Source organism: Streptococcus agalactiae ATCC 13813 (genome assembly GCF_000186445.1).
Lineage (GTDB): Bacteria > Bacillota > Bacilli > Lactobacillales > Streptococcaceae > Streptococcus > Streptococcus agalactiae.
In genome coordinates this window covers 1,094,364-1,107,864 of record NZ_GL636070.1, presented here as the reverse complement: position 1 = coordinate 1,107,864, position 13,501 = coordinate 1,094,364, and the positions used below count along the sequence as shown (strand labels likewise).

Annotated in this window: 12 protein-coding genes and 1 pseudogene; 4 read left to right on the top strand and 9 right to left on the bottom strand. The window is 35.3% G+C overall.

Going from position 1 to position 13,501, the window contains the following annotated elements; translation table 11 throughout:
* Window positions 1–104 precede the first annotated feature (104 nt).
* The 9 genes and pseudogenes from cls to HMPREF9171_RS107880 all read right to left on the bottom strand — a co-directional run bounded on the left by cls (window position 105) and on the right by HMPREF9171_RS107880 (window position 9,652).
* On the bottom strand, window positions 105–1,703 hold the full coding sequence (gene cls / locus HMPREF9171_RS107845) for a cardiolipin synthase (protein WP_000566127.1): 1,599 nt from the start codon (window positions 1,701–1,703) through the stop codon (window positions 105–107).
* Window positions 1,704–1,817: 114 nt separating this feature from the next.
* Window positions 1,818–3,487, bottom strand: a pseudogene (locus HMPREF9171_RS05165) (formate--tetrahydrofolate ligase).
* Window positions 3,488–3,575: 88 nt separating this feature from the next.
* Window positions 3,576–4,595, bottom strand: coding sequence for a lipoate--protein ligase (lplA, locus tag HMPREF9171_RS107850; RefSeq protein ID WP_000280831.1), 1,020 nt, complete (start codon window positions 4,593–4,595; stop codon window positions 3,576–3,578).
* Between the two features lie 26 nt (window positions 4,596–4,621).
* Window positions 4,622–5,500, bottom strand: coding sequence for an SIR2 family NAD-dependent protein deacylase (locus HMPREF9171_RS107855; protein ID WP_000219401.1), 879 nt, complete (start codon window positions 5,498–5,500; stop codon window positions 4,622–4,624).
* Entirely contained in the window at window positions 5,469–6,287 is an 819-nt protein-coding gene (locus tag HMPREF9171_RS107860) for a protein-ADP-ribose hydrolase (RefSeq protein WP_001133606.1), read from the bottom strand. The genes HMPREF9171_RS107855 and HMPREF9171_RS107860 overlap by 32 nt, the downstream gene beginning before the upstream one ends.
* Window positions 6,280–6,612: a glycine cleavage system H family protein gene (locus HMPREF9171_RS107865; protein ID WP_000717326.1), complete on the bottom strand. Its 333-nt coding sequence runs from the start codon at window positions 6,610–6,612 to the stop codon at window positions 6,280–6,282. The genes HMPREF9171_RS107860 and HMPREF9171_RS107865 overlap by 8 nt, the downstream gene beginning before the upstream one ends.
* Before the next feature lie 28 nt (window positions 6,613–6,640).
* On the bottom strand, window positions 6,641–7,627 hold the full coding sequence (locus HMPREF9171_RS107870) for an LLM class flavin-dependent oxidoreductase (protein ID WP_000778227.1): 987 nt from the start codon (window positions 7,625–7,627) through the stop codon (window positions 6,641–6,643).
* Window positions 7,624–8,823: an NADH-dependent flavin oxidoreductase gene (locus tag HMPREF9171_RS107875; RefSeq protein WP_001067088.1), complete on the bottom strand. Its 1,200-nt coding sequence runs from the start codon at window positions 8,821–8,823 to the stop codon at window positions 7,624–7,626. The genes HMPREF9171_RS107870 and HMPREF9171_RS107875 overlap by 4 nt, the downstream gene beginning before the upstream one ends.
* Entirely contained in the window at window positions 8,816–9,652 is an 837-nt protein-coding gene (locus HMPREF9171_RS107880) for a lipoate--protein ligase family protein (RefSeq protein WP_000455157.1), read from the bottom strand. Before HMPREF9171_RS107880 ends, HMPREF9171_RS107875 begins: the two co-directional genes overlap by 8 nt.
* Window positions 9,653–9,805: 153 nt before the next feature.
* Between HMPREF9171_RS107880 and coaB the strand changes: the two genes are divergently transcribed.
* From coaB to HMPREF9171_RS107900, 4 genes are all read left to right on the top strand, one after another.
* The gene (gene coaB / locus HMPREF9171_RS107885) at window positions 9,806–10,492 is read left to right on the top strand and encodes a phosphopantothenate--cysteine ligase (protein ID WP_032456993.1); all 687 of its coding nucleotides are present in this window, start codon (window positions 9,806–9,808) and stop codon (window positions 10,490–10,492) included.
* The gene (coaC, locus tag HMPREF9171_RS107890; protein WP_000595815.1) at window positions 10,485–11,027 is read left to right on the top strand and encodes a phosphopantothenoylcysteine decarboxylase; all 543 of its coding nucleotides are present in this window, start codon (window positions 10,485–10,487) and stop codon (window positions 11,025–11,027) included. The genes coaB and coaC overlap by 8 nt, the downstream gene beginning before the upstream one ends.
* Window positions 11,028–11,072: 45 nt before the next feature.
* Window positions 11,073–11,645, top strand: coding sequence for an ECF transporter S component (locus HMPREF9171_RS107895; RefSeq protein WP_000728786.1), 573 nt, complete (start codon window positions 11,073–11,075; stop codon window positions 11,643–11,645).
* 109 nt (window positions 11,646–11,754) lie between these two features.
* Window positions 11,755–13,473 (top strand): phospho-sugar mutase, encoded by a 1,719-nt coding sequence (locus tag HMPREF9171_RS107900; RefSeq protein WP_000222540.1) that lies wholly within the window; start codon window positions 11,755–11,757, stop codon window positions 13,471–13,473.
* Window positions 13,474–13,501 lie beyond the last annotated feature (28 nt).

Below are 13,501 nucleotides of genomic sequence, written 5' to 3'. Positions count from 1 at the left end.
ATAACAGTAGTTTAACATAATTTAGTTAAAATGCAACCTTTACTTTTTAAATATAACTAGATTCTTCAGTTTACTTTTAATATTAAATTAAAAATAAATTATTTCTAAAGCAGGGGAGCAATAGTTTTTGTCACTATGCCAATTACTTTTTGGAATTTTGGAATATTATTTATATCTTTCAAGCTAACTAACCTTGATTTATTTAATGTATCCATATAATCTCGATAAATGTCTTGGATTGCATCTACCTTATAAAGATAAACAGCACATTCAAAATGGTGATACAGGCTACGGTAATCAAGATTTATCGTACCTACAACAGCCTTTGTATTATCACTAAGGAATATTTTTGAATGAACAAATCCAGGGGTGTATTCATATATTTTAACACCTGATTTTGTTAAAGCTTGATAGTAAGTTTTAGCAAGAGCATAAGGGATTGGCTTATCTGGGATACCCGGCATAATAATACGTACATCTACACCACGTTCCGCAGCAAACTGAATGGCATGTTCCAATTCACTGTCTAATATTAAATAAGGTGTCATGATGTAAACATATTCTCTAGCATGATTAAGAATATCTATATAAACATTTTCCCCTACTTTATCAGTGTCTAAAGGAGAATCTCCATAAGGAATAACATAGCCTTCATTTTCAACTAAATCATCGTGTACACCGAGGTAAGGCGCTACTAACATTTTTTCCTCAGTAATGGACCACATCTGTAAGAAAAGTAGGAGGAAACTATCCACTGCTTTCCCCTTTAACATAATACCTGAATCTTTCCAATGCCCAAATAACTCAATGTGATTAATATACTCATCGGCTAAGTTTACACCACCAGTCATGCCTACTACTCCATCAATAACAACAATTTTTCGATGGTCACGATAGTTATAATAAGTTGAAATAAAAGGAGAAATCGGAGAAAATGCTTTTGCTTTTATTCCTATTTTCTCAAGTCGTTTCGTATAATCAAAGGATAATTTTGTAATTTCTATCATACCATCATATAAGATACGGACTTCAACACCTTCTTCCACCTTTTGTTCTAAAATACTAAGTATTTCTCCCCACATTATTCCTTCGTCAATGATAAAGAATTCTAAAAAGATATACTTTTTAGCTTTTAGTAGTTCTTCTTTCATTTTTTCAAAGAATGCTTCTCCCGTTGGTAGAAATGTCACATCAGTATTTCGATAAACTGGGAAATTTCCATGTGCTTTTTCAAAATATTGAACCAAATGATATGTTGTGGATGTACTTGACTTAAGCTGATTCAAAGTTTCAGGATCATCCTCTAGATAAATCTGACTCTCATCAATCAATGTCTCCAATCTTTGTTTCAAACCACGATAACCCCAGTCAAATTTGGTGTACATTAGGAACATCGCCCCTAGTAAAGGGGCAATCATTACCAATATTAACCAAGTTACTCGGGACAAAGCATCCATTTCACTATTAACTAAATATAAGACCGCTCCAATTGTTAAGATATGCTCAACGGTTGCTAACCAAACACGATACTGCTCTAGCCATGAGTAAGAGGCTAGTAAAAACAATAATTGTAAAATCAATAAAATAGCGATAACGGTTGTTCGACTAAATATACCCCTTAGTAAACTTTTCTTACTCTTATTAAGTAAACGAACAATTTTGACTTTATTACTGATAAGTTTTCCCCCCTCCAAATCAATCATTTTATTATAGCATACTGTCACTTGAATAGCATTCTATTATTCTAAATTATCTCTAGTTAAAATCTAATCCCCAATAAAAAGAGGCTAGCATCACAAGCCCTACCTCTTTATTATTTAAAATAATCCAACGGCTGTACCGTCTTCTAAAACATCCATATTGAGAGCTGCAGGTTTTTTAGGTAAACCAGGCATTGTCAATACGTCTCCAGTAAGAGCAACTATAAAACCAGCTCCTGTTTTTGGAACAAATTCACGAACAGTTATATCAAAGTCAGTTGGAGCACCAAATAAATTTGGATTATCAGAAAAGCTATATTGTGTCTTTGCCATACAAATAGGCATCTTGTCCCAGCCATTGTCACTAAACTCTTTTAATTGTATTTGTGCCTTAGGTCCAAAATGAACTTTATTACCACCATATATTTTAGTAACAATTTTTTTATTTTTTCTTCAATAGTGTCTTCATCATTATATAAGCGTTTGTAATTGGATGATTGTGTTTCAATCACATTAGCAACAGTCTGTGCAAGTTCAAGGCCACCGTCTGCTCCATCTTCCCACACACTTGCTAATTCAACTGCCACATCAATATTACTACATAAGGTTTTAAGAGTTGCAATTTCACTTTCTGTATCTGCAGTAAACTGATTGATAGCTACAACTACCGGAACACCATATTGACGCATATTGTTAACGTGACGCTCGAGATTTGTAAAACCTCTTTTAACTGCTTCAACGTTCTCTTGTGAGAGATCTTCTTTTGAAACACCTCCATGCATTTTCAATGCACGCAATGTAGCAACAATAACAATCGCATCGGGAGAAGTCGGAAGGTTTGGCGTTTTTATATCAAGAAACTTTTCAGCGCCCAAGTCTGCTCCAAAACCAGCTTCAGTAACAACGTAATCTGCTAAGCGTAGAGCTGTTGAAGTCGCTAAGACAGAATTACATCCATGTGCAATATTAGCAAATGGTCCCCCATGGACAAGAGCCGGTGTCCCATAAATGGTTTGAACCAAATTAGGTTTGATAGCATCTTTTAGGATAAGTGTGAGAGCTCCTTCAATCTTCAAATCTTTAACATAGATTGGTTTACGGTCCCTTGAGTAAGCCACAACAATATTTGACAGGCGTTTCTTTAAATCTGATAGGTCAGTAGCTAAACATAGAATAGCCATTATTTCAGAAGCAACAGTAATATCAAAGCCATCTTCACGTGGTATCCCATTGACAGGGCTTCCTAAGCCAACGATCACCTGACGAAGAGCACGATCATTAAGATCAACTACACGCTTCCAAATCACTCGACGTTGGTCAATATCTAATTCATTGCCTTGATGAATATGATTATCAAGTAGAGCTGATAAAGCATTATTAGCAGTTGTGATTGCGTGCATATCACCAGTAAAATGCAAATTAATATCTTCCATTGGTAGTACTTGTGCGTATCCACCTCCAGCAGCTCCTCCTTTAATACCCATTACAGGACCTAAAGAAGGTTCACGAAGAGCAATCATCGTTTTTTTACCAATTTTATTTAAAGCATCAGCTAATCCAATGCTCATAGTGGATTTTCCCTCACCTGCTGGTGTCGGATTAATAGCAGTTACTAAAATTAACTTTCCTACTTTTTGAGATCTTACAGCTTCAATCTTATCAAAAGATAATTTTGCTTTGTATTTACCATACAATTCTATATCATCAAAACCAATTCCTACTTGCTCAACAATCTCAGCAATAGGCTTTAGGGCGACGCTTTGCGCTATTTCAATATCTGTTTTCATGATATTCTCCTTCTAAATAATAAAAATAGTATAGCAATATTCCCTATAAAAACATATTTTTTTGCAAAAAAAATTTAAAATGTTCGTCTTATGAAAATAAAACTGCTTTTATTTCTTCTGGACTAGTCTGACCAAAATAATCTTCTAATGATAAAGTACTTAATTTTTCCAAGACTAATTCTTCTTTCATAGGGCAACCAATGAGAAGGTTTTCAATATCTGAAATATCTTTAGAACTGAAAAAGTCACCATAAATACGGCAATTCGTAATAATACCTTTCTCAATTTCTAAGTGAAAATCGTAAGTTCCTGACGGAAAACGAGCATCTCTGTGATACGAATACTGTGGTGAGTTACCATAATTCCAATCCCAATTCTTATATTTTTCATCAGCTAGAGCGTCAATCGCAGCCCAATCTTTTTCGGTTAGGTGATAGCGTTTTGCCTGATCAATATGATCAATATGTAATAATTGACAAACCATTAAATCTTTAAATTGATCAGTTGTGATATGACGATAATCTTCTGACAAGTGGCTACGAATATCTCCTACTCGACTTCGGACAGATTTTATCCCTTTAGATTCAATTTTTTTCCTATTAGGATTTAACACTTTTTCCATAGCATCAAAATCAACATCTAATAAAAGAGAGTAACCACCGTAAATACGACCGTTTACTATTGTCATTGCTGCACCTGATACTTTTTTACCATCAATAACTAAGTCATTTCGTCCCCTCATTTCAACACTAGAGGCACCTAAAGTTTTTAGGGCCTTAATAGCTGGCTCATAAGCTCGTTTGAAATCACCAAATTGTCCATGATCTTTCATTAGATAGCAAATATTTACAGCACCTGAGTCAACGTAAACAGCTCCTCCACCAGTATCTCGACGAACAACAGGAATATCATGTTCTTTCAAATATTCTTGATTTGTCTCTATAACTGCATTCTGAAATTTTCCGATTTCAACTTTAGGATCACAATAGTATGGAAATAAAATATCATCATCTAAAAAAACATTTTGTAAAATATAAACTTGCATGGCAAGTGCAATCGCACCGTCTGTGATACGCTTACCATTTCTAATTGGTTCAATAAGATACATTTAGGTCTCCTTTTATAGCAATTTAGTTATCCAATAATTTCTTTTTTCGCTTCAGCAATTAATTCAGCGATATGCTGTGTCAGTTGCACACTCCTTGAGCGAATCTTTTGAGGAATGCGATAATGCTTGTGATTAAGAGTAACAAATAAAGAGTTTTCATTTAAAGAGACGAATCGCCAAAACGGATGCTTAATAAATTGTGGCGTGGTATGTCCAACTCCAATCTCTAGATAAAGAACTTTGTCATTTTGATGTTGTGATAAGAAATTTTCATAACGTTGTCGTTGAGCATGAAAGTCAGCATCTTCCACCATACCTTTTTCTTCGTTACGTTTATTAATTTCAAACGGTTGATCACACTTTGGGCATTTGGGGATTAAGTTACTAGGAATCTTCATATCCTTTTGTTGTGCAATCATTTGACGAATTGCCTGATCATTTCGATAAGTTTGTTGATGACAATGTTGACTACACTGCCATAAGCCATATTCACCTTGAATATGAAAAACTTTTTCTAAATTATAATCAGCCACAGCGAAGGCATTATCAGCATTAGTTGTAATAATATGATATTCTTTTTTCGCTAAAATATCCTTTAAATCAAGATAAGCTTGTCCTACCGGTTGATCTAAATAATTAAGTGCCACAAAACGACTTTGGAAGGCCCAATATTCTTCCCAATCTTCAAAGTCATAAAGACTTGCTTGCAACATATCTAATAGTTGATATTTAGCAATAAAATCCGGAAAAGCTTCTTCAAATCTGGGGCCAATATAGGTGAATCCATCCGCTGCAGACATGCCTGCACCAATACCAACTACAATGGCATCTGATTCTTCTATTAACTGACTTAGTATTTCTGATTGAGAATGATTAGTTTTTTCTAGAGTCTTCCACACTGTCATCTATTTCCTCTTTTAATAATAATTTTTGATAAATCTCTTGGTCTTTAGGTGTGAATGTATTGAAAATAATATAGAGTTTGTGCTGATTTTCGCGTTGCCACTCTAATATCGCTTGAACAGCCAATTCAGCAGCTCTTTGATTAGGAAAACCAAATTCTCCCGTTGATATACAAGGGAAGACAATTGTTTTAAGATTAGCTCGAACTGCCAACTGTAAGCAGGATTTATAAGAAGACTTTAATAAATCCTCTCTTATACGAGATGGCTTTTGATCAACTTTTACATAAGGTCCGACTGTATGAATAACATACTTACAAGGAAGATGATAGGATTCGGTAAGTTTAGCTTGTCCTACAGCTTCCATTCGTCCTTGTTGTGTCATCAATTGATGACATGCTAAACGTAATCGTGAACCTGCAAATGTATGAATATGATTGTCAATACAATGGTGGTTAGGAATAAAACAACCTAACAACTTACTATTTGCTGCATTAACAATAGCATCCACTTGTAATAAGCAAATATCCCCATGGTAGGTAAATACATTTGAATATACCGTTTGATGACAGACGTCTATCGTTTTTACTTTTTGAGTATTCCACCAATGTGACAAATACCTATCTTCTAAAGACAGGTACTCTTGACTAATGTTTTGAGGATCTTGTTGATTAATTAGACCACGCCAAACCGTTTGCAAATCGGTGGTCCTCAAGTCATCAACGTCTGTTAAATTTTCTGACTGAAGATACTCAATCATGGCTAGCAATAGTTGTTTTTGATTAGGCATTTTCTAAAGCTTCAAAAGCAGCATAATCAACGTCTGTTAACACAACCAACCAATTTTCGTCAGCTTTTTCAGAATTTAACAAAGTTGGTTCTTGACTTGCAGCTGTATTAACTTTAACAACTTTACCTGTAAGAGGAGATAAAATTGCCATAACCGTCTTTGAAGCTTCAATATTTAAAATAACATCATCAACTTCTAAATTTGTATCATCTGTGAATTCCACATATCCGACAGTTCCCAAGTCATCTTGAAGTTCTGGAGTTAAACTGATAGTATAAAGTTCTTCATTTTTTTCAATTAATAAGTAGTTCGCAATTTTTTTCATGAGTAATTTCCTTTCTGAGAAAACGTGATTAATATAACTGTGATAATAATTTTAAGGATTTGATTCGTTGATCAAGTCCTGGAACAAGAGGAATCAAAAGTAGTTCTTCTGCTTGACTAGCATTAACTAAAGCGTCAAGGCTTTCTTTAACTTGTTTTGGATCACCTACAATCATACGGTGGCGATTTGATTTAATTTTTGCTTTTTGTTCAGGAGTCAATTGGTAATGATTAGCTTCTTCAATAGTAGGAAATGTTGCAAATTCATTGAAGTCTTTATTTCCTAGCATCCAGATATCTAAAGTCTTTGCTATGTTTTCAGCTTCTTCTGAAGTATCAGCTATAACTACAAATGCAGCTACCATCAAATTAGGAGACTTATTAGGATAATATTCTTCAAACTGATGATAATAAAGAGATGAAAGCTTTTTAGCTTCTGTCAATGGGTCTTTGTCCATAAAAGGAAAAACACCGAAGGTAAAGCCTAAGCCAAGTTTAGCCGCTAAATAAGCTGATTTTTGACCACTCCCCAACACATATAAGTCTGGGAAGCTAGAAAGAGTCGGTTGAACTAATGGTTTCTTACTGGATGATTCATCAATAAGCCATGACTTCAATTCCTCCAGTACCTCTTCGTAATCATGTGCTTTATGTAAGCTACGAAGTGCATTTGAAACTTTAACTGTCCCTAGTGAATTTCCTAAACCAATACTTACTCGATTCGGATGACATGTCTCTAATGTTTTGAGAGTCTCCGCGAGTTTAAAACTACTATAGTGCAGAGGCATTATACCTCCAGAGCCAATTTTGATAGATTTAGTCTGGTTAGCCAAATGCATTATCATTAATTCTGGATTGCTAATACTGAATGCCCTAACACCGTGATGTTCAGCCACCCAAAATTGATGATAGCCTAGTCGCTCCGCCTCTTGTGATAAAAGAATCGTTTCTTGTATTGCATCACTTGCAGTTTTTCCATAATCAATAAGCCCATAATCAAGGACACTTAATTTCATCTTTCCTCCCTATAATTGCTTCGAAGTTCTCTAAAAACTTCTCGAGCTTCCTTTGGTAAAGATTCTCCATAATCCATCAAAGGAACAATATCTTTAAAGGAGGCTTTTGGAATCGCCAAACCTTCTAAATCACTCACTTTAATCCTTAAATTAATCTGATCAGAACGCTTAGCTTTTATTTTTTGTAAAAATTCCGGATCAACTACTAAGGGCGTGGAAGCTCCTACCATATGAGCATGTTGTAAGGCTTCAAACACCTTTGAAGCACTATTAATACCTCCAGTTGCCATAATTGGAACTCTATCACCAAAATGTTCAAATATAACTTGATTAACCAGCTGCCCTTTGTAAACTCCCTCAGAACGTATAGTATTTCTAAAGACATCATGCCCCCAGCTTGCAATGGCAAGATAATCTACCTGAGCAATCGCTAAAATTTTTTCAAGAAATTCCATAAACTCTTCAATGCTATATCCAATTTGTGAACCGCGAGTTTCTTCAGGCGTCGCTCTAAAACCAAGGATAAAATCTGACTCTGCTTCTTCTCTGATAACTTTTTGTACCGCTTTAAAAACTTCTAATCCTAAACGACAGCGATTAGTCAAAGTTTGAGGACCATACTCATCTTTTCTTTGATTTGAGAAGGTTGAGAAAAAAGTTTGAATTAGTAATCGTTGTGCAGAAGATATTTCAACACCATCAAATCCAGCTTGTATAGCTCGTCTTGTAGCCTGGACATATTCATCGATAATTCTTAGTATATCTTTGTGTGTTAGTTCTTTAACCTGATGTGGGTATGGCGATTGCAATTGCATAGGGCTGGGACCATACACATATCCGTGTCTTGCCAAAGTGTGACTTGAGAAACGTCCAGCATGCGTCAGCTGCAAAACAGCTTTCGCTCCCTTAGACTTCATTGCTTTAGCCAATTTAGTCAAACCAGGAATGTCCTCATCCTTTGAAACGCTAAAACCATATTCAAATAACTGACCATATTCTGTGATATATGCTGCTCCAGTAATTTGTAATGGAGCAGATTTAGCACGACGAACAGCATATGCTATGTCGTCATCAGTTACAAAACCTTCTGATGTAGAAGAATTAGTTACCATAGGTGATAGAACAAAACGATTTTCTAAGCTCAATCCATTGGGAAGCGTTAATGGACGAAATAAATTACCTTGGACATTATTCATCTCTGCTCACCGACCCCTTATTAGCCATAGACTTAGCCTGAAATCTATCAAACTCTGCAACTAAATCGGGCCTAATCATCAGTAAACGATCATTAAAACCTACTTGTTTAAGGCTAATCAACATACGATCAATAACATCTTCTACTGTCATAGGACAATCTAATAAATCAGATAGATTAGCCATAATTTCAGGATCTACATTTGGATAAGCAATTGGACTACCCGTATCACCTAGACCAATCTTATAGAAATCTGAAATCATTCGACTCCGCTCTTTTTGATCGCCACAAACGCTAAGGTAAATCGATACCGCAATACCATTCTTTATACGGCGCTGAGCCAAGCCAGCAAATTTTTTGCCATTTATACTAAGATCAAACTTACCAGGACAATAGGAGGTCTCTACTTCAAAGTGCTCAATAGGTTGATAAAAATCCGAAAATATACTTCTAATAAAATCGACCATTATAAGATACCCATCTGAGATAGACAATTTTCTCTCAAAAACATCTGGAATAACCAATGAAAAATTTAAAATTCCTTCATCAGCTACAACTGCGAGACCACCAAAATTCCGAACAACTGGTTCATAGCCACGACTGATGATTTCTTTTTTAGCTAATTCTAAATGTGGTAATTCTCGATCTAACATCCCCAGAATGACTGTCTTAGTCATCGGCCAAATATGCAAAATAATTTCTTGATTTGAGCGATTAATCTCCCTTAAAAATACTTCTGTCCATATAAAAGGTTTTTCCGCGTCTTGAGCATCTGTAACATAGTCTTTAAAAATAGATACAGGTAACTGCGCTAGATCTTGCCATTCCAATAAATCTGACCTCCTTTATCTAGAAAACTCTGCAAGATTTATTTTATCGCAATCGCTTGAAATTTTCCAGTAAGTTTCCCTCAAATTCCATTACTATCAAGAAGAAATATATCTTTTATTTACGAAAAGCATTTTTTTATGTACAATATGGCTATGAAAATTTTGATTACATCAGGTGGAACTACCGAGAAAATTGATACCGTTAGGAGTATCACGAATCACGCAACAGGAGCTTTAGGAAAAATAATTGCAGAAAAATATTTACGAGAAGGACATCAGGTGACACTCGTGACTACTAAAAATGCAGTCAAACCAGAATCTGCTACCAACTTATCCATATTTGAGATTGAGGACGTTGACTCATTAATAAAAACCTTGAAGCCATTAGTGAAAGAGCATGATATTTTAATTCACAGCATGGCAGTGTCTGACTATACCCCCGTCTACATGGCTGATTTCGAAAAGGTTAAATCAAGCGATGATTTAGATACTTTTTTGCGCAAAGATAACCACGAAGGGAAAATATCATCTGAATCAGAATATCAAGTCCTTTTTCTCAAAAAAACACCAAAAGTTATCAGCCTTGTGAAAAAATGGAATCCTCAAATTACTCTAGTAGGTTTTAAACTACTTGTGAACGTTACTAAAGAAAACCTTTTTAAAGTTGCTCGTCATAGCTTAATCAAAAATAAAGCTACGTTTATTTTAGCTAATGACCTCATTGATATTACCTCAAAACATCACATAGCCTACCTACTTGATCATGATAATGTGTATAAAGCTACCACCAAAGAAGATATTGCTCAATTAATTTACGAAAAGGTAAAAAAATATGATTAAACGTATTACACTAGCCGTCACCGGTTCAATTTCGGCCTATAAAGCAGCAGACCTTACAAGTCAATTAACTAAAATTGGCTATGATGTTCATATCATAATGACACAAGCTGCCACAGAATTTATTACACCGTTAACTCTGCAAGTATTATCAAAAAATCCTATTCATTTAGATGTTATGGATGAGCATAACCCAAAAATCATCAACCATATCGAATTAGCAAAACGCACAGATTTATTTATCGTTGCACCTGCCTCTGCTAATACTATTGCTCATCTAGCATATGGCTTCGCTGATAACATCGTAACAAGCGTTGCTCTTGCTATGCCCGATGAAACTCCAAAACTTATCGCACCAGCAATGAATACAAAGATGTATCATAATACAATCACCCAACGTAACATTAATATTTTGAAAAAAATAGGTTATCAGGAAATTGAACCTCGTATTAGTTTGCTTGCCTGTGGTGATACCGGTCAAGGAGCCCTGGCTGATATCTCCACTATACTTAAATGTATACAAGAAGTTGCAAATTAGGCTGTAAATTTGTATACTATTTCTAGTTTAATTTAAGGAGTTATAATGAAAAAGAAAAACAAATCCTCTAACATTGCTATAATTGCAATCTTTTTTGCTATTATGCTTGTCATTCATTTTTTGTCATCATTTATTTTTAGTTTTTGGTTAGTCCCTATTAAACCTACTTTGATGCATATCCCAGTTATTATTGCATCTATAGCCTATGGACCTCGTATTGGTGCAACTCTAGGCGCCTTAATGGGGGGGATCAGCGTAGCTAACAGCAGCATTGTTCTATTACCAACGAGTTACCTCTTCTCACCTTTTGTTGAAAATGGTAATTTTTATTCGCTAATTATTGCACTTGTACCACGTATTCTAATCGGGATTATTCCTTATTTCGTTTACAAATTACTACACAACCGCTTTGGTTTGGCTATCTCAGGTGCTATAGGCTCTCTAACAAACACAGTATTTGTTTTATCTGGAATTTTTATCTTTTTTTCAAGTACTTATAATGGGAATATCAAGCTAATGCTCGCTGGGATTATTTCATCTAATTCATTAGCTGAGATGGTCATTGCAGCTATCATTGTATATCTAACTGTTCCTCGTATTCTCAATATTAAACATTAAAAACTGGCCAGGAAGAAATCTTCCTGGCTTTTCTTACTTATATTTTATAGTCATATTGAAAAAAACATGTTATAATGAAAGCGTTTATAAATATTGAAGGAGTATTTCAATGACTTACACAGAAAATTTTCAAAAATGGTTAGATTTTGAGCAGCTTCCTGACTATCTTCGTCAAGAATTACTATCAATGGATGAAAAAACAAAAGAAGATGCTTTTTACACAAACTTAGAATTTGGTACTGCTGGTATGCGTGGTTATATTGGTGCTGGTACAAATCGTATTAATATTTATGTTGTCCGTCAAGCAACCGAAGGATTGGCAAAATTAATCGAAACTAAGGGAGAGGAAGCTAAAAAACGTGGTGTAGCCATTGCTTATGATTCACGCCACTTCTCTCCAGAATTTGCTTTTGAGTCTGCACAGGTCTTGGCAAAGCATGGAATTAAATCTTACGTATTTGAAGCTCTTCGTCCAACACCAGAACTCTCTTTTGCTGTTCGCCATTTAAATGCCTATGCTGGTATTATGGTTACTGCAAGCCACAATCCAGCACCTTTCAATGGTTATAAAGTCTATGGACAAGACGGAGGTCAACTACCACCAGCTGATGCTGATGCACTAACAGACTTTATCCGTGCTATTGAAAATCCATTTGCAGTTGAACTTGCTGATTTAGATGAAAGCAAATCATCGGGTCTTATTCAAGTTATCGGTGAAGATGTTGATATTGAATATCTTAGAGAGGTTAAAGATGTTAATATCAATCAAGATTTAATCAATAACTTTGGAAAAGACATGAAAATTGTCTATACTCCTCTCCACGGAACTGGTGAGATGTTGACACGACGTGCCCTTGCTCAAGCCGGTTTTGAATCTGTTGTTGTAGTAGAATCACAAGCTAAGGCAGATCCAGACTTTTCTACTGTTAAATCGCCTAACCCTGAAAGCCAAGCTGCCTTTGCTCTTGCTGAAGAACTCGGACGAGAAGTTGATGCAGATGTCTTAGTAGCTACTGATCCTGATGCAGACCGCCTAGGCGTTGAAATTCGCCAACCAGATGGTTCTTATAAAAACCTTTCTGGAAATCAAATTGGAGCGATTATTGCGAAATACATCCTGGAAGCTCATAAAACAGCAGGAACACTTCCAGAAAATGCTGCTCTCGCTAAATCAATCGTATCAACAGAATTAGTAACAAAAATTGCCGAAAGTTATGGCGCTACAATGTTTAACGTTTTAACTGGATTCAAATTCATCGCTGAGAAAATTCAAGAGTTTGAAGAAAAACATAACCACACCTATATGTTTGGTTTTGAAGAAAGCTTCGGATATCTTATTAAACCATTTGTCCGTGATAAAGACGCTATTCAAGCAGTTCTTTTGGTTGCTGAGATCGCAGCTTATTATCGTTCGCGTGGTTTAACACTTGCAGATGGTATTGATGAAATTTACAAAGAATATGGTTATTTTGCTGAAAAAACGATTTCAGTAACACTTTCAGGAGTGGATGGAGCTGCTGAAATTAAGAAGATTATGGACAAATTCCGTGAAAATGGTCCAAAACAATTTAACAATACTGATATTGTATTATTAGAAGATTTCCAAAAACAAACCGCTACTAAAAATGATGGAACAATATCTAACTTAACAACTCCTCCAAGTAATGTTTTGAAGTACACGTTAGCTGATGATTCATGGATTGCAGTTCGCCCTTCAGGAACTGAACCAAAAATCAAGTTCTATATTGCTACGGTCGGTAATGATTTAGCAGATGCAGAAACAAAAATCGCCAATATTGAAAAAGAGATTACAACATTTGTAAATTAATAAAAAAAGCTAGGAACTTACTCCTAGC